The following is a 21,689-nucleotide window of genomic DNA, read 5'->3' as shown; positions in this document are numbered from 1 at the left end:
TTATGTATTAATGAAAAGTAAAGTTAATTAAAATTGCTCTAGATTTCATAGATTCTATATTTCCTGTCCAAGGGCTATTTGGGTCTTTGTCACGAATTAATTCGTCGCTTAGCCCAAATGATCCTCTGATAGAAGGAGAGAAAATGAAATATTCTGAGAAAAAATCGATTCCAAAACCTAATTCATAATTCATTGTCCAAGCCTTTACTCTAAAACGTTGTTCTAAATTGTCATCTATAGATTTTGCATTACTAGATAAATTTAATGTAGTAGACATTCCTCCAACTAGATAAGGACGCACGTTTCCTGTTCTTAACGCAGAGAACTTTAAGAGTAAAGGAAAATTGATATAAGTACTATTTACTTCCCTCAAATAATCAGTCTTCGAAGTCAGTTCAGGATTTGGATAGTATAAATCCCTTTTGGTATAATACAATCCTGGCTCAAATCGAAGGTTAATGTATTCTTGTAATCTTAAATCAGCTACAACTCCAACGTTAAATCCTGTTGTTTTTTTTATCTGAATATCTGGTCCAACGGTTTTGTAGTCTATCTTAAAGTTATAACTATTGAAACCTAAATAATACCCAAAATAAAGGCGTTGTTTTTGCCAAGTTTCAAGATTGATAATAGGGTCTTTACTAAACATACTTTTAGTAAATTGAGTATATCCCTTTGTGGTAAAGATAAATAAAATTAAGATTACAGTTTTTTTCATACTATTTTTTAGAAGCTGAATAAATAGTTGCTACTCCAAATGTTTGTGGCATGGCTTTCACATCTATAAACCCGATTTTTCGTAAAATATTGTTTAGGTTTTCTCCATAAGGGAAATTAGCCGCAGATTCTGATAGATATCCATAAGCTGCATCATCTTTAGAAAATATTTTACCTATTAGTGGAAGTATATTTTTAGTGTAAAAACCATACCCTTGTTTGTAAGGTGTTTTGTCTGGAACTGACGTTTCAAGAATAACAAAAACTCCATTTGGTTTTAAAACTCTTAAAATTTCAGACAAACCTTTTTCTAGATTCTCGAAATTTCTAACACCAAAAGCGACAGTGATTGCATCAAAGTGATTGTCTTCAAAAGGCATGTTCTCTGAATCTCCTAAAACCATTTCAATGGTCTGACTAAGATTCTTTGCCGCAATTTTCTTTTTCCCCACTTCAAGCATTCCTGAAGATATATCTAAACCAATAATTTTTTCGGCATTTGTTTGCGTCATTAGGATGGCTAAGTCACCAGTTCCTGTTGCAATATCAAGGATTATCTTTGGTTTCTTATCTGAAACTATTTTTAAAACTTTTTTACGCCATTTGATATCAATACCAAATGAAATTACACGATTTAAATTATCGTAGTTTCCAGATATTGTATCGAACATTTGTTCAACTTGCTCTTTCTTCCCTAAGGCTGAATTTTTATAAGGTGTTATTTTCTCTGACATTTTTTTTATTTGTACAAATATAATACAATCTGTATTAACTGTTATTCTGTTTCTTTAATTACGAGATGAAATTATTTTTGGTTTTACCACCTTGTATACCCAGTTTTAATGATTTGCAAAAATCACTAAAAGTGGGTATTGTGGGGGAGTTATTAATTGTAGAAATTTACTTTGTAAAAATGATTATATTTTTTCAATGATTAATAGAGAATTAATGACCCAAATCAAATGGGTGCTACTTGCGCTTATCATCTCGTTTGTTCTAGTAAGTTGTTTTGAAAGTACTGTTTTTGAGAGCAGTATTGTTTTTAAAGCGCAAAATACGTTCTTAGGATTAAATTTGTTTTTGGAAATTTTAATTTTCTTTGTCTTTAGTACCTTCGTGGTATTTGGTATTAAAGGCTTTTTTGAGATGTACTCTCAAAAAATATCAAATATTATAATATTCTTTTCTGGTGTATTTTTAATATTTGTAATTTTTATTTTATGTTATCAAATACTCTTTCTAGAGTAGGTCATTTCTCTAATCATTGGTTTGCCAAAAAAAAGACCCTCATTATTGAGGGTCTTTTTTTTGTTATGATCTAACGTATGTTTCGTAAGTGTAATCGTAAAGATGTTTTTCGTCTCTTTTGTTAGGTTCCGCTTCTACTAGTTGCCATTCTTTTTTGTTAATCTCTGGAAAAAATGCATCAGCTTCAAAGCTGTGATGCACTCTTGTGATTTCTAGAATATCAGCATAAGACATTCCTAAGTTGTAAATTTCTCCACCCCCAATAATAAATGAATCATCATCTTTAGGGCATTTTGCAATTGCTTCCTCTATACTTTTTACTACTATGCATCCTTCTGGTTGGTAGTTTTTTTGACGCGTTATTACAACGTGAGTTCTGTTTGGTAATGGTTTAGGAAAACTTTCAAAAGTTTTTCGCCCCATTATAATATGATGTCCAGTTGTAAGGGCTTTAAATCTTTTGAAATCATTTGATAGGTGCCAAATCATTTCATTGTTTTTTCCAAGCGCATTGTTCTCGGCGACAGCCGCAATCATTATTATCATTTTGTTTCGAACTAAAGTTTGTTTTCGGTATTGTCATTTACAGTAGACTCCAACTGAGCTATTCTTTTTTGTTGTAATGCAACAAGTCGGTCTATTTGTTCTCTTTCCCAATTTTTATTCATAAAGCGATCCGTGATGTATACTTTTATAAAATGTAAAATAAAAATAAAAAACCACACAGTAATTATCCATATATACCAGTTTTGTCCATATGAAATGTTTAAAAATCTATCGGCAATAAATAAAAATAAACTTCCTAAGAGAAATAAAACGAAATGGAAATAAAGAGTTTTTTTTTGTCTTATTCTTCTTCTTGCGTATTCATACTGCTCGTGTAATTCCTTTTCCATGAGATAAATATTAGATTATAAAGATAAAATTATTTTTGAAATACGACTATTTTGGATGTTGAATATTTATTTTGAGGAGGGTTTCTCTCTTTAAATCTGAGGTTTATGATTGTTTTTAAAACAAAAAAAATCCGCTTTTTATAGGCGGATTTTTGTGTTTTGAGATGTTTTATACAGCAACATTTCCTTTGATTCCTGCATGAGGTTCGTAATCTAAAAGGGTGAAGTCATTGTAATCAAAATCGAATATGTTTTTTATATCGGGATTTAAAACCATTTTAGGTAATGGTTTTGGTTCTCGTTTTAATTGTAGTTCTAGTTGTTCGAAATGATTGTTATAGATATGCGCATCTCCAAAAGTGTGGATGAATTCTCCCGCTTCTAGATCGCAAACTTGTGCAATCATCATTGTTAATAATGCGTATGATGCGATGTTAAATGGAACTCCCAAAAAGATATCGGCACTTCGTTGGTATAACTGACAAGATAATTTTCCTTTTGTTTCTCCTTTTTCAAGGTCAGGACTAGATACGTAAAATTGAAAAAAAGCATGACAAGGAGGTAATGCCGCTTTGTTGTTGGCTACATTTTCTTCAAATGATTTTTTTGTATCTGGTAATACCGATGGATTCCATGCAGAAACTAGCATTCGGCGGCTGTTGGGATTTGTTTTTAGTTCCGTAATTAATTCCGAAATCTGATCGATTTCTTCACTGTTCCAATTACGCCATTGGTGACCATAAATGGGACCCAAATCACCGTTACTGTCTGCCCAAGCATCCCAAATTTTAACTCCATTTTCTTGAAGATACTTAATATTTGTATCTCCTTTTAGAAACCAAAGTAATTCGTATATGATTGATTTTAAATGTAATTTTTTTGTAGTAACCATTGGGAAACCTTCACTTAAATCAAAACGCATTTGGTATCCAAAAACACTTTTTGTTCCAGTTCCGGTTCTATCTCCCTTTTGACAACCATTCTCAAGAACATGTTGTACTAAGTCTAAGTATTGTTTCATTTTGGTTATTCTTTATGCTTCTCTTTTCGAAATTTCATCACGAATTTTAGCTGCTTTTTCATAGTCTTCTTGAAGCACAGCTTGTTCTAATAATTCGTTAAGCTCCTGAGTTGTGTGTTTTGAATAGGTTTCGCCAGATTGATTACTTTCTTCTTCGCGACCAAATGTTTCTGGATTAGAAAGAACGTCATCAATTTCTTGTGAGTCCTTATCGCTTTCCATAGAATTTGATTTTAAATAAATTCCTGCCTTATCCAAAATATTTTTATAAGTAAATATCGGAGCATTAAAACGCAATGCTAATGCTATGGCATCAGAGGTTCTTGCGTCGATTATTTCTTCAATTTTATCTCTTTCGCAAATTAAGCTTGAGTAGAATACTCCATCGACTAATTTGTGGATAATAACTTGCTTTACTACAATGTCAAATCGTTCTGCAAAGTTTTTGAATAAATCATGTGTTAATGGGCGAGGCGGTTTTATCTCTTTTTCCAAAGCAATAGCAATTGATTGTGCTTCAAAAGCTCCAATTACAATTGGTAACTTTCGTTCGCCATCAACTTCATTCAAAATCAAAGCATAAGCGCCATTTTGAGTTTGACTGTATGAAATTCCTTTTATCGATAATTTAACTAAGCTCATAAGTTGCAGACGTATAGGGTATTACTACCTCTTTTAATTAGAATTTTATGTAAAAAATAAAAGTGCAATTTTAATCAAAAAATATGGAACAAAAAAGCTACCTAAAGCAAAGATACGATTATCTTATTTTTAGGTAGCATTATTTTTGTATAGAATTTTTTAAATCTATGAATGTTGTGCTTTAAAAGCTTTTAATTTTTCAATTAATTTAGGTACAATCTCAAAAGCATCCCCAACAACACCATAATCTGCTACTTTAAAGAAAGGAGCTTCAGGGTCGTTATTGATAACTAATTTTACTTTTGACGAGTTAATACCTGCAATGTGTTGTATAGCACCCGAAATACCTATTGCAATGTATAAATTTGTTGCAACTGGCTTTCCTGTTTGTCCTACGTGTTCACTGTGAGGTCTCCATCCTAAATCTGATACTGGTTTAGAACATGCAGTTGCAGCTCCTAGTACAGCAGCTAAATCTTCTACTAATCCCCAGTTTTCAGGCCCTTTTAATCCACGACCACCAGATACTACTATATCAGCATCAGCGATAGATACTTTTCCAGTAACTTTTTCTACAGATTCTAATTTTACTCCAAAATCATTGTCTCCAATTGTTGGGTTAAAATCTTCTTCAGTTGCAGAACCAGCACTTTCATAAATACCGTATGAGTTTTTAGCTAGAGCTAGTACTTTTACATCAGTATTGATTTCTGTGATATTGAAAGCTTTGTTTGAAAAAGCATTTCTTTTTACTTGAAATGGTGATGTGCTTACAGGCAATCCTACAACATTTGATGCAAATCCAGCTTCTAAGGCTACTGCAACTAATGATGAAAGGTAAATACTGTCGGTACTAGAAGATAGTAAAACTACTTTAGTTCCTTCTTTTTCTGCTGCTTGTTTGATAACATCTGCGTAAGCTTTAGCTGTAAAGCCAGCTAATTTATCATTAGTTACTTTAAGAACTTTATCAACTCCGTATTTAGATAATTCGCTTACGTCGTTTGTATTTATTGTTAATGCGGTAACAGTTGTTCCTAGTGTTTCGGCAATTTTTTTAGCGTATGAAGCCAACTCAAAAGCTACCTTTTTAAATTTTCCTTCTGCAGATTCTGCATATATTAATATTGACATACTATTTTTTGTTTAAAAGTTTAAAGTTCAGGTTTATGATTTAAACCTGAGGCTAAATACTGATTACTAGATTACTTTTGCTTCGTTGTGTAATAAATTGACTAACTCATCTAAATTGTCAGCTGAAACTAATTTCACTGCAGATTTTGGAGCTGGTTTTTCAAATTTTACCGCTTTAGTGTTAACAGGAGCATCAACTGGTTCTACAATTGCCAAAGCTTTTGTTCTTGCAGTCATGATTCCTCTCATGTTTGGAATACGTAAATCTTTTTCTTCAACCAATCCTTTTTGACCACCAATAATTAATGGCAAACTAGTACTTACAGTTTCTTTACCACCGTCAATTTCACGAACAGCTTTTACGTTAGTACCGTCTACAGTTATGTTTGTGCATGAGTTTAAAAAGTTGTATCCTAAAATTCCTGAAATCATACCAGGAACCATTCCACCATTATAATCTAATGATTCTTTTCCTGCAATAACTAAATCATAGCCACCGTTTTTGATAACTTCAGCAAGTTGTTTTGCTACGAAAAAACCATCAGTTGGATTAGCATTTACACGAATTGCTTCGTTTGCACCGATTGCTAAAGCTTTACGTAAAGTTGGTTCAGTATCAGGTCCTCCAACATTTACTACAGTAACTGTAGCACCTTGTTGTTCCTGAAACCAAATTGCACGTGTTAAGCCAAATTCGTCGTTAGGATTAATTACATATTGTACGCCATTAGTATCAAATTCTGAATCACCATTGGTAAAGTTAATTTTTGAAGTAGTATCAGGTACATGACTGATGCAAACTAATATTTTCATAAGTATATATTTTAATATTTCTAAATACGTTTCCACAAATTTAGAAATATAATCCGAATAATTTACTATGCATGCATAATAATTTTGAAAACTATTACGATTTCGCAGATTTACAATTTTAATTTAAGATTTAACATGAAATAGCCAGATAAAGTCTTGTAAATGTTCTCTTCTGTATAATTATCGAATCGAGATAGTGAAATTTGTTGATTATTTTTAATATTTAAAATATCATAACCAATTATACTGATTTCGACTTTTGATTTAGGGAAAACATATCTAAATTTTGGGTTTAATTCATATATGTCATTAGAAGAAATCCTAGACATGAATTTTTTGTATGAAAACTTGGTTACAAAGGAGAATTCTTCAGAAAATTTATAGCTAAGTTCTGTGTAGGGATTTAGTACAGATAAATAATTTGAAGACAATTCATCTCTGTAGTTATCTTTTACGTACAAATAGCCTGCCTCTATTTGAAAACTTGTTTCTTTAAATCTTGAAAGTATAGAAAAATAACCAGAGATGGATTTAGAATTCAAGCTTTGATTTTGATTATTATAAAAGAAATCTTTGTTACTTTCAGAATAGGATGCGCTACCTCTAACTGAAAAAGGGATTTTAGAAAATGTTTTCTCTAAAAACAATAAAGAATTAAATCTGTTCTCAAGTGGTGCTAATTTATATGAAAAAGTAGTAAGAGTTGAAGTAGAGATTGAATTGCTTGAAATGATGTTTTTTGATTTTAAATATGAAGTATTTGCAATTAAAGAAAATCTATTTTTTGAATAATAATAATCTGCTGCGATGTATTGATTAGGAAATAACATATCAAACTTTATGTCTTGGTTTGTGAATATAGTCCGATAGTTACCGATTATTTCATTCTGTATTAGGTTGTCTACTTTGACTAGATTATTGTTTTTACTGTAACTTAGTTTAAGATAGTGATTAGAGTCGAATTCTTTTTTTAGAGTGAATTTTGGTGCAAAAAATGTTTTAGAACTTGTTTCATCATTAAATATGTAGTTGATTTTAGAGTAGGATAATGATGATGTAAAAGTAGTTTTCTTGAATAGTTTAAATTTTGTGTCAAAACCTGCATTGTTGCTCTTTTTGTTTAAATCTATTCTGTTGTCAAATTGTGAAAATTGAATTTCATTATTTTGAAAGAACTCTTTTTTTGTATCTGACTCAAAGAATAAATTAAAATTCACAAATTTTAATTTAAAAAAATAGTTTGCTTTTAATGCGATTTCATTTTTATGTGTTTTAGTCTTTTGGATTATTTCATAGTTCGAATCCTTAAAAATTAGGTTTAAAAATTCGTTGTTTGAGTTTATGTTTAAGTCATTTTTTGATTCCAGAATATTCTGTTTTAAATTTAAACTTAGTCCATTGTCTTTTTTGAAAATAGTATTAAAGTTGAATTGGTGGGTTAAGTCAAAATTTGAGAATTCTATTTGATTAGATATAAGATTTGAATTGTTCTCAATTTCTGATTTATTATTATTATCTAATCCAGAAAAAGAAGCTTTGTAATTTAATAATGATTTGTCATTAAGTTTTGCTGCAATATCTAAATGTGAAATATTTATCTTAGATTTTTCACTTATACTCTTAATTTCTCTATTTACAATAGGGTTAGGTTCAGTAAAGTATTGTTGTGTGATTGATTGTTGTTCTATTTGATCAGTATTATTAATAATAGAGTAAAAATTTATTTGAATTTTTTTTATGGGAGAATATTTTAGGTTTAATCCAGTGAAGTATGAAGATCTTTTTTGAACATTATTTCCGATAGTTAAAAAACGAGGGAGTTCATCATTTCTTGTGAAAGTAGTTTCTCCATTTGTGTTTTCTTCTTTTTGATTCACAAAATTTAGATAGTCATCAATAGAAATAGATAATTGCCCAGTATTATTTGAATCACTTATTAAACTCGCTAATAGTTTTTTCCTAAAGCTAAATAAAGTAGAATGTAGTTTGTATTTAGAGTCATTTCCAAGGCCTGTTTCAATATTTCCTGTTATCTTGTTTTTGAATTTTTCTTTTATATTTATATTTATTGCAGTAATGTCTGATTTTTCATTTGTCTTAAGGTTCTTGAATTCAGTATAGTTTTTTATTAGTTCGATGTTTTTTATCATTTCTGAACTAATATTTTCAGTAGCAATTTTTTGTTGATTTATAAAAAATTCTTCTCCATCAATTAATAGCTTATCGATGCTTTTGCCATTTGCTTTGATTTTTCCTTGTTGGTCAATATCAAGTCCAGGAAGTTTTTTGATTACATCTTTCAATGTTTCTTCAGTTCCATTCATGAATTTTTCTACTTTATACCGCAAAGTATCTCCAATCTCCGTAATGCCCTTATTCTCATTTTTTATAATGACATTTTTTAATTCAATTCGATTTTCTTCAAGGAAGATATCTTCTAGATTTAAATTTTTTTTATCTATTTCAATTCTTTTGATAAGCGTAGCGTAACCAAATGCTGTTATTTTAATGTTATAACTTGCTTTTTCTTTTATTTCTAATTTGTAAAAACCATATTTATCAGTTTGAATAAAAGCGATAGTGTGGTCTGTTGTAATATTTTTTATTTGTACTGTCGCTTGGTCAACAGGAATATTTTTAGAATTAATAATTTTTCCAGTAATGGTATTTTGTGAATGTAGTTTTATTGTAAGTAGAAAAAAAAGTAGATAAATTGCTTTTTTTAAATAAAATTCATTTTGATAACATTTATGTATCATATACTTATCTTCTTTGTGCGAGGTATTCTTCAAAACTCATTTCTTTGGCTGTGTTATTTGGTAGCTCAATTGTTGTGTTTTCTTCGCTAAAGGCTAGTTTTTGAAAAATCAAAATAGATTTATCGTCTAATTCTAATTGAATAATAAATCCAGGGAGACCGTTGTAAAACATTGGTCCGTCATTTACAGGGATTTCTTCAGTATACCAAGCTGTAATGTTTTGGTTAGCATTGAATTCTGTGTTTTTTGTTGTTGCCTTTTTGCAAGTGAAACCATTTATAACTTTAGTTTCATTAGATAATTTCCAGTTGTGGACTGGAAGATTTATTTTTACGTTAGAATCTACTCCATTACTTGTTATTAGGACTTTATATGTTTTTAAATCAAAATCTTTGTAGTTAACTACAGCAGAAGAAAAACGAACAGTTGATACTGTTGGTATTTTATCGCCATTTTTCTCTATGTAAGTGGTGTCAGTTGATGTTTTTTGATTGCTGATAAGTTTTTGAATTGATTTTTTTTGAGAATAAACGTAGCTAAAAGTTTCTATTTTTTTTGCTTTATCAGGTAAAGTGGTATTGTCTCCTCGACCATTTAGTTGTTGTCTAGTGTATATGCCTTTCAGACTTTGTGAGTGTATTTGACTAGAAAATAAAAAAATGAGTAAAATGATGCTTGCTTTCATAAAAATAAAGGTTCTAATTTAGGTTAAGTTTTTTGTTAAAATAGTTTGCTTGAATTTATTTGAAAGATGGTAAATCTATGCAACATTTTTTAGAGTTGCAGAGATTAAAAGAAATGTTTGGATGTTATTAATACCAAGTGCAATGATGAATTTCAGTGGTGGTTGTATTTCCTGCCATATCAGGATCACTTGTTTCGGTAGATGCTAAATAACAAAACCAAATTTCGTCTTCTTTACTTGATGTTGTTTTATCAGTAGATATTAATTCTTTTTTGTTTAAAACAATTAGCTTTGAATTTTGATTGTTTGCCATTGCTAATCCTGAGAAAGTTAGGATTACTGCTGAGGTTAAAAATCTTTTTTCCATTATGGTTTAAGTTTTTTGTTTAATGTCTGCCAAGGTAAATAACTGAAATAATAAAAGCAAGAAATATTTTACATTTAGTAGTGAGAATTATAAGAAAATAATTTATTTTTGAAATCTAAATAGCCATGGTTGTTAGTTTTTAGAATTAAAATGCATTTTTTTAAATCAAGGGGGAGGAAAAAATTATCTTTTTTGTGAGTTGATTTTTTATTTACATCGATTTCGTAAGTTGTATGTTTTAAAGGATAAAAGTTAATATGCTAGCAAAACACAGGTAGATACGAGACTTCTTGTTTTTTAAACTAAATTTATGCTCTTAAGTAATTTAAAATAATTATTTTTGCTTTTCAGAAAATTACAACAACAATAAAAAATATGAGAACAATACAATTTAGAGAGGCCATTTGTGAAGCGATGAGCGAAGAAATGCGTCACGATGAATCCATATATTTAATGGGCGAAGAAGTTGCAGAATATAATGGTGCATACAAAGCATCAAAAGGTATGCTTGCTGAGTTTGGTGAAAAAAGAGTAATTGATACACCAATTGCAGAACTTGGTTTTACAGGAATTGCAGTTGGATCTGCAATGAATGGTTGTCGTCCAATTGTAGAATATATGACTTTCAACTTCTGTTTAGTTGGTATTGATCAAATTATAAATAATGCTGCCAAAATGCGTCAGATGACAGGAGGACAATTTAATGTGCCTATCGTTTTTCGTGGACCAACTGCTTCAGCAGGTCAATTAGGAGCAACACACTCTCAAGCTTTAGAAAACTGGTTTGCAAACACACCAGGTCTTAAAGTTGTAGTACCATCTACACCTTATGACGCAAAAGGACTTTTGAAATCAGCTATTCGTGATAATGACCCTGTAATCTTTATGGAGTCAGAGCAAATGTATGGTGATAAAGGTGAAGTGCCAGACGGAGAATATACAATTCCTCTAGGAGTTGCTGATGTTAAACGTGAAGGAACTGATGTAACAATTGTGTCTTTTGGAAAAATTATAAAAGAAGCATTTATAGCAGCTGATGAATTGGCTAAAGAAGGTATCTCTTGTGAGATTATCGATTTAAGAACAGTTCGTCCAATGGACAAAGATGCTATCTTAGCTTCAGTTAAGAAAACAAATCGTTTAGTAGTTCTTGAAGAGGCTTGGCCATTTGCAAGTATATCTTCAGAGATTACATATATCGTACAAGAACAAGCGTTCGATTTCCTTGATGCGCCAATACAGCGTATCACAACTGCAGATACACCTGCACCTTACTCTCCGGTATTGCTTAAAGACTGGTTGCCAAATGCTGGTGATGTCATAAAAGCAGTAAAGAAAGTAATGTATAAAAAGTAAGAAAATTAACAATACTAATAAAACTTCATCATTTTCTTAATTGATGAAGTTTTTTTTTGGATTATGAAAAGAATAATTATACTCAGCCTGTTTTTTATATTCGCATTTGTGAATGGCATTTTTGCACAAACAAAAGTGAGTGGAATCGTCTTAGATAAATCCAATCAGCCAATTCCGTTTGCAAACGTAGTTTTTAAAGGAACCAATATTGGAATCGTTTCCAATGAGGACGGGCGTTTTTATTTAGAATCGCCAAATACTTATACTACTATCGTTGTTGCTTCGGCAGGCTTTTCGGAAAAAGAAATTACACTAGAAAAAGCAGTTAACTACAATTTTAAAGTTGTTTTGAACGAAGCCGAAAGTTTAAACGAGGTAGTAATTTATACTGGTAAGACTTCGAAAAAAAATAATCCAGCGTTGGATATTCTTAGAAAAATCTGGGAAAGAAAACGTAAAAATGGATTGTACCAGTTTAAACAATACCAGATGGAGAAGTACGAAAAAGTGGAATTCGATATGAATACCATTGATAGTGCTTTTATGAAGAACAAAATTTTTAAAGGAATGGAGTTCATCTTTAAGCAAGTAGATACTTCTAGGGTTACAGGAAAAACATATTTGCCTATTTTTATAAATGAATCTTTGTATGATGTATATGGAGATAATAATATAAAGAAAGTAAAAGAGATTATAAAAGGAAGTAAAACCTCTGGATTTAATAATAATCAGCAAATATTAGCTTTTGTAAAAGATCTGTATTCCGATTATAATATTTATGATAATCACCTTACCTTTTTCGATAAAAGTTTTACAAGTCCATTGTCTACAACGGGGATTGATGTGTATAACTATGTTCTAAAAGACAGTACATTTATAGATAATAAATGGTGTTATAATATTGTCTTTTATCCGAGACGTAAAAACGAATTGACTTTTAAAGGAGATTTTTGGGTAAATGATACCACATTTGCGATCAAGAAAATTAATATGGCAGTTACAAAAAGTGCTAATATTAACTGGGTAAAAGATATTTATATTGAGCAAGAATTTGACGTTGTAAGTGATTCTATTTTCCTTCTTACGAGGGATTATATGATGTCGGATTTTGCTTTAAACAAAAAAGAAAACTCTAAAGGAGTGTATGGAAAGAGAACTTCATCTTACAGAGATCATAAGTTTAATATACCAAAACCAACTGCTTTTTATAAAGAAGAAGTTAACTATATAGATAACGAAGTATATAATAGACCGGATGAATACTGGGAAGAGAATCGTTTCGAAAAACTGACCAAAGACGAACAAGGAGTTTATAAAATGCTTGATACCTTGCAAACAGTCAAGAGATTTAAACAACTCTATAGTTTGGTTTCAATACTGGGTAGTGGTTATATAGAGTTTCCGAAATTTGACTACGGACCTATATTCTCAACATTTGGATATAATGAAGTCGAAGGCCTTCGTGTGCGAGTTGGAGGAAGAACGTATTTTGGTCCAAATGATCCATGGCGTTTACAAGCCTACACCGCTTATGGTTTTGATGATAATAAATTTAAATACGGACTTTCAGGGAAATGGATGGTCGATAAAAAGAATCGTCTTATTATCTCGGGAGGAAATAGGAGAGATGTGGAACAAATAGGAGCTAGTTTAACAACAACCAATGATGTCTTAGGGCGAAGCTTTGCTTCATCGGCTTTATTTACAACAGGAAGTAATGGGAAATTAACGAATATTAATTTAACCAATGTCGCTGCCGAAATAGAACCAATCAAGAACCTAACATTTCAAGTAGGATTATCATACCGTACGTTAGAATCTGCTTCGAATACGTTTAGTTTAGATTATTATACAACTATGCCTTCAGTAACAAATCCTGGGGGAGTTATAGCAAATGGAGTAAAACAATCAGAAGCAAATATCCAGATAGAATACACTCCAAATCGTAAAACAATCGGTTTTGGTGTCGAAAGAAATAATGTAGATAGTCCGTTTAGTAGATTCTTTATTAATTATAGTCATGGATTTAAAGGAGTATTGGGCAGTGATTTCAAATACGAAAAAGTTCAGTTGTATTATAAGCAACCTATAATTATTGGGCCTCTTGGACGCACGAATCTTATTTTAGAAACAGGAAAAACATTCGGAACAATACCGTTAGGGTTAATGAGTGTGATTCCTGGAAATCAAACTTATTTTACAATCGAAAATACATTTAGTAATTTAAATTTCTATGAGTTTGTAACCGATCAATATACAACTCTACAATGGGATCATAATTTTGGAGGACGACTTTTTGCCCGAATCCCATTTATGCGAAAACTCAATTGGAGAGAAATTATTGGAGCTAAGGCAGTTTACGGAACCATATCTGATGCCAATAGAGCCATTAATGCTTCGGGATTAGAATATGTTGCACCCGAAAACATATATTGGGAGTACAGTGCAGGAATTGGAAATATCTTTAAAGTATTCCGTATTGATTTCTCTTGGAGAGGTAGTTATTTAAACGCACCCGATGCTAGCAAATTTGCAGTAAAAGGATCTTTCGGATTCTACTTCTAGTAAATAAATTAAAGATAATAGAATATACAAAGACGCCAAGTCGCTTAATTTAGCAACTTGGCGTCTTTTGCCTGAAATAAAAACACAGTATTTGTTATTTCGATAAATCAATAAATTTGTTTATTTTTAGGAGCCAATCCTGCTATCCGTTATATCTTTATGTTAAAAAGAAACATAAAGGATGCCACTTCTATCAGGGCTAAATTCAGATTATGCAAGAAGCAATCGATTATCTTTCAAAGAAGAGTCCAATTTTTCAGGCAATCATCCAAGAATATGGATTGCCTCCAATCCCAAAACGACCACAAGGTTTTGAAACATTGGTGTTGCTTATTCTGGAACAGCAAGTATCTATAGATTCAGCCAAAGCTACATTTTTAAAAATCAAAGCACATACAATTTGTGTACCCGCTACATTGGCAAATTTGTCAGATGAAGAGTTTCGTGCATTGGGCGTAAGCCGACAAAAAACAGCTTACATTAAAGTATTGGCTTCAGCAATATTAAATAATGAAATTAATATTGAGAGCTTGGCAACAAAATCAGCCAAAGAAGTTCGGGAGGAACTCATAAAACTAAAAGGAATCGGAAATTGGACTATCGATATTTATCTAATGTTTTGTCTTCAAGAGCCCGATTTAATTCCACTTGGGGATATTGCAGTAGTAAATACAATCAAAGAATTACTTGATATTCATGACAAAGAAGAGATGGAAATTCATACCTCACAATGGAGTCCATATCGTTCTTATGCTACATATTTGCTTTGGCATTATTATTTAAAGAAACGAAAAAGAACAATTACCTATTAATTGCTTGTTTATTAAAACTTAATGATGATATAACAGTATTTTTTTATTGTAAAAAGGGATACTTTAACTACTTTTGCAATCGAAATTAAGAAAAATAATAAACAATAAAAATGACCGCAGACAAACTAACAACTTTCGATGTTTTAATCGAAATACCAAGAGGAAGCAGAAATAAATACGAGTACGATTTTGATATTAAAAGAATGCGTTTCGATAGAATGTTATTCTCTTCAATGATGTACCCAGCCGATTACGGATTTATTCCTGAAACTTTAGCTCTTGATGGTGATCCATTAGATGTATTGGTTTTGGTAAATGAGCCAACTTTTCCTGGATGTGTTATGGAAGTAAAACCAATTGGTGTTTTCCATATGGCAGATGACAAAGGACCAGATGAGAAAATTATTTGTGTACCAGTTTCTGATCCAATTTGGAATTCATTAGAAGACCTTTCTGATATTAATGCCCACTTACTTAAAGAAATTGAGCATTTCTTCCAAGTTTATAAAGATTTGGAAAACAAGAAAGTAGATGTTGGTGGATGGGGAGACGTAACAGAAGCGTTTGCTATTATTGCAGAATGCACAAAACGTTTTGACGATATCGAAAACAAACCAGAGGGATTATTTAGTATTAAATAATTTAACCCTATATATTTTATAAAAAAAGCAATACTCTGTTAAGAGTATTGCTTTTTTGTTTAAATTCGTTTTGTTACAGTATTAATATTAACCAAAATACCATTAAAAATTATGAATGCATTTATGATTTACTTGCCAATTGTTATGGCAATTATAGGATTACTTTTCATGGCAATAAAAAGGACTTGGGTGTTAAAACAAGACGCTGGTGATGGCAAGATGAAGGCCATTTCAGACCACATTTATGAAGGAGCATTGGCTTTCTTGAAAGCTGAATATCGATTGCTCACATTTTTTGTAATAGGAGCAAGTATTGCTTTAGCGGGAATTTCATTTATAGTACCCACCACACATATATTAATTGTTGTAGCTTTTATTTTTGGAGCATTTTTTTCAGCATTAGCTGGAAATATGGGGATGAAAATAGCAACCAAAACAAATGTTAGAACTACACAAGCCGCAAGAACTAGTTTGCCACAAGCATTAAAAGTATCTTTCGGCGGTGGAACCGTTATGGGATTAGGAGTTGCCGGATTAGCTGTTTTAGGGTTAACCGGTTTTTTTATAGTATTTTTTCAAGTATTCATGAATGGAGTTTGGACTTCATCTGAAGATATGACTAAGGTTCTTGAAACATTAGCAGGGTTTTCTTTAGGAGCTGAATCAATAGCACTGTTTGCAAGAGTTGGAGGAGGTATTTATACCAAAGCTGCCGATGTAGGTGCCGATTTAGTTGGTAAAGTAGAAGCTGGAATTCCAGAAGATGACCCGCGTAATCCAGCTACAATTGCAGATAATGTTGGAGACAATGTTGGAGACGTTGCAGGAATGGGAGCCGATTTATTCGGATCGTATGTGGCAACAGTTTTGGCCGCAATGGTTCTTGGTAATTATGTGATAAAAGATATGGGTGGAAACATTCAGGATGCTTTTGGAGGTATAGGTCCAATTTTGTTGCCAATGGCAATTGCAGGTTTCGGGATTTTATTCTCTATTATAGGAACAACATTGGTGAAGATATCTGATGATAATGCAAAGGAAGCACAAGTGCAAAAAGCATTGAATATAGGAAACTGGGTTTCGATTGTTTTAACAGCAATAGCTTGTTACTTCTTAGTAAAATATATGCTTCCAGAGACTATGACGATGAGTTTCTTTGGAGAAGGTTCTAGAGATATCTCTTCAATAAGAGTATTTTATGCTACGATTGTTGGGTTAATTGTAGGAGGAGCAATTTCTTCGGTTACAGAATATTATACAGGATTGGGAACAAAACCAGTATTAGCAATTGTACAAAAATCAAGTACAGGTGCTGGAACAAATGTAATTGCAGGATTGGCAACAGGAATGATTTCTACATTTCCTACTGTGCTTTTATTTGCTGCTGCAATTTGGGCATCTTATGCGTTGGCAGGATTTTATGGAGTAGCATTAGCAGCATCGGCAATGATGGCAACAACAGCAATGCAATTGGCAATTGATGCTTTTGGACCAATATCGGATAATGCAGGAGGAATCGCTGAAATGAGCGAATTACCAAAAGAAGTACGTACTAGAACAGATATATTAGATTCAGTAGGAAATACTACTGCTGCTACAGGAAAAGGATTTGCAATTGCTTCGGCAGCATTAACCTCATTAGCGTTGTTTGCAGCCTATGTAACTTTTACTGGAATTGATGGAATTAATATTTTTAAAGCACCAGTTTTGGCAATGCTTTTTGTGGGAGGAATGATTCCTGTAGTTTTCTCAGCTTTAGCTATGAATTCAGTAGGAAAAGCAGCAATGGATATGGTTTATGAAGTACGTCGCCAGTTTAGAGAAATTCCTGGAATAATGGAAGGAACAGGAAAACCAGAATATGCAAAATGTGTAGATATTTCTACTAAAGCAGCTTTACGTGAAATGATGTTACCTGGAATCTTAACAATAGGCTTTCCTATTGCAATTGTACTTTTAGGGAAATTGGTTTACGGAAGTAACAATCAACTAATCGCCGAAATGCTGGGAGGTTATATGGCAGGAGTTACCGTTTCGGGAGTTCTTTGGGCAGTTTTCCAAAATAATGCTGGAGGAGCTTGGGATAATGCCAAAAAATCTTTTGAGGCAGGAGTGCTTATTAATGGAGAAATGACCTATAAAGGCTCGGATGCACACAAAGCGGCGGTAACGGGAGATACAGTTGGAGATCCGTTTAAAGATACATCGGGACCATCAATGAATATTTTGATAAAACTAACTTGTTTGATAGGATTGGTAATTGCCCCAATATTAGGAGATGGGCATGCTGCTTCAGGAATGAATGAAGGAGGTTCTTGCTGTGCAAAAACAGAAATGCATGGAGGACACTCAAAATGTGATAGTTCAAAAATGGCGACTATGACAAGAGAAGAATGTGCACAAATGTGTAAGGAAAAAGGATGTAGCCCAGAAGAGACAGCAAAATGTTTAGCTAATTATGATGCAAACGGGAAATACCTTCATAAAAGAACCGATTGTTTTGATACAACAAAATATACCAAAACAGATGGAGTTCGTGTTGAAATTGTAAACATAAATGGTCAGGTTGTCGGGACAGTTATAACTACTGTAAGTGGAAAAGTTGATAGAAAGGTATTTAAAGGTACAGAAGCAGAAGTAAATGCTCAAATTGACGCTTTGAAATAAAACAATATTCCCAAAGGTCTAGACTTTGAAAAACATTTAAAAACAAAAAATGCCTCTTAATCTAGAGGCATTTTTTTATGATAAGAGTTAAGTATACAATCCATTTGAATGTAAGTACTAGAATTTTCGTTTTTGATAAGGAGTTCCTTGACCATCTTCGCAGTAACTCTTCAGACTTAATAAGAACATAGCCCAATTGTAATTGCACCATTGGTAAAATTCAGTTAATTCACGCCAATCAAAATGTTTGAGAACAACAGATGTTACTCCGTTTTTCTCGCTTAAGTCGAATGAAATCCCTGTTTTTACCCATTCAGGATCTGATTCTATACATTCCCAGAGTATTCTTTTGTTAGGTGATAATTCCATCACTTTCATTTTTGTGATATCATTATCTCCAAAACCAAACTCATTGACAAAACCCAATTCAGGCTTAACAGTTAGTTCCTCAGTCCAAACGGCACCGAGTCCTGCTTGTGTTGTTAGTACTTTGTAAACATCTGCAATGGGAGCTTTGATGTAATTAATATGCTCGATTTTTTCCATTTTCAAAATAGGTTATATTTTATAAATATAAAGTTAACAAGTTTTTTATCACTCCAACAAAAAATGTCTTTTTTTGAAAGTGTATTTATCTAAGGGTCATGTGGTAATGTATATCGGATGATTTCTGAAAGATACCTATTTATTAGATTTTTGCAGAGATATCGTATTATATGAATAAAAAAAAACAGTAGCAAAAATGTTTTACTACTGTTTAAGTTTTTATAATAGGTATAAGGTGTATTCTAAAATAATCCGTTTAATTCGGCATCAATTCTGTTGATAATGTCTCCTAAATCTTCTGGATTATCTACAAAGTTTATATTGTCAACATCAATTATTAAAAGTTTCCCTTTAGTGTAAGTCTGTACCCAAGCTTCATAACGTTCGTTTAAGCGGCTTAAATAATCAATAGAAATCGAGTTTTCGTATTCACGGCCACGTTTGTGTATTTGCCCTACCAAATTAGGAATAGAACTCCTTAGATAAATTAATAAATCAGGTGGTTTTACTAATGATTCCATTAGTTCAAACAACGATGTATAATTTTGGAAATCACGACTTGTCATTAATCCCATGGAGTACAAATTGGGAGCAAAAATATAAGCATCTTCGTAAATGGTTCTATCCTGAATAATTTTTTTACCACTTTCACGAATTTGTTGCACTTGACGGAACCTGCTGTTTAAGAAATAAATCTGTAAATTAAATGACCAACGTTCCATTTGATGGTAAAAATCATCAAGATATGGATTGTCAACAACATCTTCAAAATGGGGTTCCCACTTGAAATGTTTAGCGAGTAATTTGGTTAGAGTTGTTTTTCCTGCGCCTATGTTTCCTGCTATTGCTATGTGCATTACGGTATTATGATTTTATAATTTGTAATTCCTCTAAATGTAAAAATAGATAAAATTTGGTCTTTGTAGTAGAAATTCCCAAACGTTTTTTCTGAAATTTCGATTTGCATCAGATTGTCCATTTCGGGCATGTTGATATCTTTAAAAAACAACAAATTATCTTTCTTAAAAAGATACTGATGATTGTTAAGAATAGTTACGTCATCAAAATTAGGGATTTTTCCTAAAGCAACTATTTTCCCAAAGATATCACAAGAAAACAAATTGTTTTTTTCGTCAATCCAATAAAAGACATTGAAATTTGTTTGGTAGTATTTTATGTTATCTGAAAGGGGTGTCGAAACAGTTTTGTATTCATCTTTTAAATAATTATAGAGACCAATTTGTTGATTTAATGTGTTGTAAACCCAGAGTTGGTTTTGAGAAGCAATTCCAATTCCAGAAGCTAAAATTGGAGATATATTTTTAGAAAAATTAATCCTGTTTGTTTCATTAAATTGATTGTCAAGCAAAATTACAGTATTGAAATCTTCATAAAATAAAACAACCTTAAGTGGGTTTTCTAAATCGACTTTAGTAATCTTTCCTAAAGAGATGTTTTTATACTCGTATGCATCTTTGCCGTTAGTCTTTACAAAAAGATTGTCTTTTATTATATAGGCAAAACCAAAAGAATCAATTCCTAAAAATTGATCAGCATCAAAGGTGATGTTGTTTATTGTAGAAATCTGGATTTTCTTATCCTGAGAAAAAGCTACTGAAAATGAGCTAATAAGAATTAGAAGTATCAAGTTTTTATACATTGTTGTTTTGGTTTTAATAGCTCAAATTTTGAATAGACCAAATTACAAAAAATCTCAATTGCTATTTACTTTGTAGGTTGAACTAATTTATAGAACGCATTTTTTGTAATTATCTTATTTAAAAGTGCATTGGTCTATCAATTAAGGCAATTGATATATTAGTTTTTTTTGACTTTTAAATTGATGATACATTTGAATTAAATAATTTAAAAATAAGATATAATCAATTTAAAATAAGATCATTATGAATAAAATATTTTCTACGCTTATTATGATGTTTGGATTTTATCAAGCACAGGCACAAAAAGATTTTCAGGGAATGGCAATTTATGAGTCAAAAACACAAGTTCAAAAATTTGAGGGAATGTCAAATGGGAAAAATATTTCACCCGAAATGCAAAAGAATTTTGAAGAGCAAATGAAAAAAATGCTTGAAAAAACCTTCATACTTAATTTTAATCAGGTTGCATCAATTTATGAAGAAGAAAAAAAACTGGATACTCCAAGAAAAGTAGGAGATATTTCAGTTTCGATGATTGGTGGAAGTGGAGATGGAGGAGGAACCTTTTATAAAAATGTAAAAGACAAATCATACACAGTAGATAAAGAATTTATGGGTAAAGAATTCTTAATAGCGGATTCGTTGCCAAAAATCGAATGGAAGCTTGATGGGGAAACCAAATTAATAGGTGGTTATACTTGTTATAAAGCTACTGCAATTAAAAAGATCAATAGAAATTTTGGATCAAAAGACTCAGATACTAAGAAAGATAATGCTAAAAAAGAGGAGGCTAAAGGCAAGGATGAAAAAATGACAAATTTTATGGATGGTTTTGAAACTCCTAAAGAGATAGTAGTAACAGCTTGGTACACGCCAGAGATTCCTATAAATCAAGGCCCTGAGAATTATTGGGGACTACCAGGTTTAATATTAGAAATCAATGATGGTAGAACGGTTATTTTGTGTTCCAAAATTGTTATGAATGCTAAAGATAAAGTTGCAATAAAAGCACCGACAAATGGAAAAATAATTTCTCAGAAAGCATACGATGAAATTGTTGTTAAGAAAATGAAAGAGCTTGGGGAAATGAATCAGAATCGAAATAACACTAATGGTAGCAGAGGAGCCACCATAATAGTTCGCTAGTCAATGGTATTGT

General features: G+C 31.6%; 20 protein-coding genes. 6 read left to right on the top strand and 14 right to left on the bottom strand.

Going from position 1 to position 21,689, the window contains the following annotated elements; all coding sequences use genetic code 11:
• Positions 1–7 precede the first annotated feature (7 nt).
• From porT to LNQ49_RS10190, 11 genes are all read right to left on the bottom strand, one after another.
• Positions 8–718, bottom strand: coding sequence for a type IX secretion/gliding motility protein PorT/SprT (porT, locus tag LNQ49_RS10240; RefSeq protein ID WP_229988689.1), 711 nt, complete (start codon positions 716–718; stop codon positions 8–10).
• A gap of 1 nt (position 719) precedes the next feature.
• On the bottom strand, positions 720–1,451 hold the full coding sequence (gene ubiE / locus LNQ49_RS10235) for a bifunctional demethylmenaquinone methyltransferase/2-methoxy-6-polyprenyl-1,4-benzoquinol methylase UbiE (protein ID WP_229988688.1): 732 nt from the start codon (positions 1,449–1,451) through the stop codon (positions 720–722).
• A 577-nt stretch (positions 1,452–2,028) separates the two neighbouring features.
• Positions 2,029–2,511 carry a dihydrofolate reductase gene (locus LNQ49_RS10230; protein WP_229988686.1) on the bottom strand — a complete coding sequence of 161 codons (483 nt, stop codon included), beginning with the start codon at positions 2,509–2,511 and terminating at the stop codon, positions 2,029–2,031.
• Positions 2,512–2,522: 11 nt separating this feature from the next.
• On the bottom strand, positions 2,523–2,861 hold the full coding sequence (locus tag LNQ49_RS10225) for a 2TM domain-containing protein (protein WP_229988685.1): 339 nt from the start codon (positions 2,859–2,861) through the stop codon (positions 2,523–2,525).
• A 169-nt stretch (positions 2,862–3,030) separates the two neighbouring features.
• Complete coding sequence (locus LNQ49_RS10220; protein ID WP_229988684.1) at positions 3,031–3,882, bottom strand: thymidylate synthase; 852 nt, start codon at positions 3,880–3,882, stop codon at positions 3,031–3,033.
• 12 nt (positions 3,883–3,894) lie between these two features.
• Complete coding sequence (locus LNQ49_RS10215) at positions 3,895–4,524, bottom strand: bifunctional nuclease family protein (protein ID WP_129539920.1); 630 nt, start codon at positions 4,522–4,524, stop codon at positions 3,895–3,897.
• 165 nt (positions 4,525–4,689) lie between these two features.
• Positions 4,690–5,658 (bottom strand): electron transfer flavoprotein subunit alpha/FixB family protein, encoded by a 969-nt coding sequence (locus LNQ49_RS10210; protein ID WP_229988683.1) that lies wholly within the window; start codon positions 5,656–5,658, stop codon positions 4,690–4,692.
• A gap of 66 nt (positions 5,659–5,724) precedes the next feature.
• Positions 5,725–6,471, bottom strand: coding sequence for an electron transfer flavoprotein subunit beta/FixA family protein (locus tag LNQ49_RS10205; RefSeq protein WP_229988682.1), 747 nt, complete (start codon positions 6,469–6,471; stop codon positions 5,725–5,727).
• Between the two features lie 110 nt (positions 6,472–6,581).
• On the bottom strand, positions 6,582–9,230 hold the full coding sequence (locus tag LNQ49_RS10200) for a carboxypeptidase-like regulatory domain-containing protein (RefSeq protein WP_229988681.1): 2,649 nt from the start codon (positions 9,228–9,230) through the stop codon (positions 6,582–6,584).
• 4 nt (positions 9,231–9,234) lie between these two features.
• The gene (locus LNQ49_RS10195) at positions 9,235–9,915 is read right to left on the bottom strand and encodes a GLPGLI family protein (protein WP_229988680.1); all 681 of its coding nucleotides are present in this window, start codon (positions 9,913–9,915) and stop codon (positions 9,235–9,237) included.
• A 127-nt stretch (positions 9,916–10,042) separates the two neighbouring features.
• The gene (locus tag LNQ49_RS10190; protein ID WP_229988679.1) at positions 10,043–10,282 is read right to left on the bottom strand and encodes a hypothetical protein; all 240 of its coding nucleotides are present in this window, start codon (positions 10,280–10,282) and stop codon (positions 10,043–10,045) included.
• 375 nt (positions 10,283–10,657) lie between these two features.
• On the opposite strand from LNQ49_RS10190, the gene LNQ49_RS10185 reads away from it, so the two are divergent.
• From LNQ49_RS10185 to LNQ49_RS10165, 5 genes are all read left to right on the top strand, one after another.
• On the top strand, positions 10,658–11,638 hold the full coding sequence (locus tag LNQ49_RS10185) for a pyruvate dehydrogenase complex E1 component subunit beta (RefSeq protein ID WP_229988677.1): 981 nt from the start codon (positions 10,658–10,660) through the stop codon (positions 11,636–11,638).
• 63 nt (positions 11,639–11,701) lie between these two features.
• Positions 11,702–14,203 (top strand): DUF5686 and carboxypeptidase-like regulatory domain-containing protein, encoded by a 2,502-nt coding sequence (locus tag LNQ49_RS10180; protein WP_229988676.1) that lies wholly within the window; start codon positions 11,702–11,704, stop codon positions 14,201–14,203.
• Between the two features lie 212 nt (positions 14,204–14,415).
• Positions 14,416–15,015, top strand: coding sequence for a DNA-3-methyladenine glycosylase family protein (locus LNQ49_RS10175; protein WP_229988675.1), 600 nt, complete (start codon positions 14,416–14,418; stop codon positions 15,013–15,015).
• A 110-nt stretch (positions 15,016–15,125) separates the two neighbouring features.
• Positions 15,126–15,656, top strand: a complete 531-nt coding sequence (locus LNQ49_RS10170; RefSeq protein WP_229988674.1) for an inorganic diphosphatase — start codon at positions 15,126–15,128, stop codon at positions 15,654–15,656.
• A gap of 111 nt (positions 15,657–15,767) precedes the next feature.
• Complete coding sequence (locus LNQ49_RS10165) at positions 15,768–18,323, top strand: sodium-translocating pyrophosphatase (RefSeq protein WP_229988673.1); 2,556 nt, start codon at positions 15,768–15,770, stop codon at positions 18,321–18,323.
• 117 nt (positions 18,324–18,440) lie between these two features.
• Here LNQ49_RS10165 and LNQ49_RS10160 read toward each other — a convergent pair whose 3' ends face one another.
• From LNQ49_RS10160 to LNQ49_RS10150, 3 genes are all read right to left on the bottom strand, one after another.
• A complete protein-coding gene (locus tag LNQ49_RS10160; protein ID WP_229988672.1) occupies positions 18,441–18,869 on the bottom strand; it encodes an SRPBCC family protein in 429 nt (142 codons plus the stop codon).
• A 242-nt stretch (positions 18,870–19,111) separates the two neighbouring features.
• Positions 19,112–19,726 (bottom strand): deoxynucleoside kinase, encoded by a 615-nt coding sequence (locus LNQ49_RS10155; RefSeq protein ID WP_229988671.1) that lies wholly within the window; start codon positions 19,724–19,726, stop codon positions 19,112–19,114.
• A complete protein-coding gene (locus tag LNQ49_RS10150; RefSeq protein WP_229988668.1) occupies positions 19,726–20,529 on the bottom strand; it encodes a hypothetical protein in 804 nt (267 codons plus the stop codon). Before LNQ49_RS10150 ends, LNQ49_RS10155 begins: the two co-directional genes overlap by 1 nt.
• Positions 20,530–20,773: 244 nt before the next feature.
• Between LNQ49_RS10150 and LNQ49_RS10145 the strand changes: the two genes are divergently transcribed.
• The gene (locus tag LNQ49_RS10145) at positions 20,774–21,676 is read left to right on the top strand and encodes a GLPGLI family protein (RefSeq protein WP_229988667.1); all 903 of its coding nucleotides are present in this window, start codon (positions 20,774–20,776) and stop codon (positions 21,674–21,676) included.
• Positions 21,677–21,689: the final 13 nt, after the last annotated feature.

It is taken from the genome of Flavobacterium pisciphilum, assembly GCF_020905345.1.
Taxonomy (GTDB): domain Bacteria; phylum Bacteroidota; class Bacteroidia; order Flavobacteriales; family Flavobacteriaceae; genus Flavobacterium; species Flavobacterium pisciphilum.
The sequence above is the reverse complement of the archived record's forward strand: the minus strand, read 5'-3'. Positions and strand labels throughout refer to the sequence as shown.

Coding starts and splice junctions, on each gene's coding strand:
- LNQ49_RS10200 (WP_229988681.1), bottom strand. CDS start 9,230: ATGATACATAAATGTTATCAAAATGAATTTTATTTAAAAAAAGCAATT.
- LNQ49_RS10225 (WP_229988685.1), bottom strand. CDS start 2,861: ATGGAAAAGGAATTACACGAGCAGTATGAATACGCAAGAAGAAGAATA.
- LNQ49_RS10175 (WP_229988675.1), top strand. CDS start 14,416: ATGCAAGAAGCAATCGATTATCTTTCAAAGAAGAGTCCAATTTTTCAG.
- LNQ49_RS10210 (WP_229988683.1), bottom strand. CDS start 5,658: ATGTCAATATTAATATATGCAGAATCTGCAGAAGGAAAATTTAAAAAG.
- LNQ49_RS10215 (WP_129539920.1), bottom strand. CDS start 4,524: ATGAGCTTAGTTAAATTATCGATAAAAGGAATTTCATACAGTCAAACT.
- LNQ49_RS10170 (WP_229988674.1), top strand. CDS start 15,126: ATGACCGCAGACAAACTAACAACTTTCGATGTTTTAATCGAAATACCA.
- LNQ49_RS10220 (WP_229988684.1), bottom strand. CDS start 3,882: ATGAAACAATACTTAGACTTAGTACAACATGTTCTTGAGAATGGTTGT.
- LNQ49_RS10150 (WP_229988668.1), bottom strand. CDS start 20,529: ATGTATAAAAACTTGATACTTCTAATTCTTATTAGCTCATTTTCAGTA.
- LNQ49_RS10190 (WP_229988679.1), bottom strand. CDS start 10,282: ATGGAAAAAAGATTTTTAACCTCAGCAGTAATCCTAACTTTCTCAGGA.
- LNQ49_RS10145 (WP_229988667.1), top strand. CDS start 20,774: ATGAATAAAATATTTTCTACGCTTATTATGATGTTTGGATTTTATCAA.
- LNQ49_RS10155 (WP_229988671.1), bottom strand. CDS start 19,726: ATGCACATAGCAATAGCAGGAAACATAGGCGCAGGAAAAACAACTCTA.
- LNQ49_RS10185 (WP_229988677.1), top strand. CDS start 10,658: ATGAGAACAATACAATTTAGAGAGGCCATTTGTGAAGCGATGAGCGAA.
- ubiE (WP_229988688.1), bottom strand. CDS start 1,451: ATGTCAGAGAAAATAACACCTTATAAAAATTCAGCCTTAGGGAAGAAA.
- LNQ49_RS10180 (WP_229988676.1), top strand. CDS start 11,702: ATGAAAAGAATAATTATACTCAGCCTGTTTTTTATATTCGCATTTGTG.
- LNQ49_RS10195 (WP_229988680.1), bottom strand. CDS start 9,915: ATGAAAGCAAGCATCATTTTACTCATTTTTTTATTTTCTAGTCAAATA.
- LNQ49_RS10230 (WP_229988686.1), bottom strand. CDS start 2,511: ATGATAATAATGATTGCGGCTGTCGCCGAGAACAATGCGCTTGGAAAA.
- LNQ49_RS10160 (WP_229988672.1), bottom strand. CDS start 18,869: ATGGAAAAAATCGAGCATATTAATTACATCAAAGCTCCCATTGCAGAT.
- porT (WP_229988689.1), bottom strand. CDS start 718: ATGAAAAAAACTGTAATCTTAATTTTATTTATCTTTACCACAAAGGGA.
- LNQ49_RS10165 (WP_229988673.1), top strand. CDS start 15,768: ATGAATGCATTTATGATTTACTTGCCAATTGTTATGGCAATTATAGGA.
- LNQ49_RS10205 (WP_229988682.1), bottom strand. CDS start 6,471: ATGAAAATATTAGTTTGCATCAGTCATGTACCTGATACTACTTCAAAA.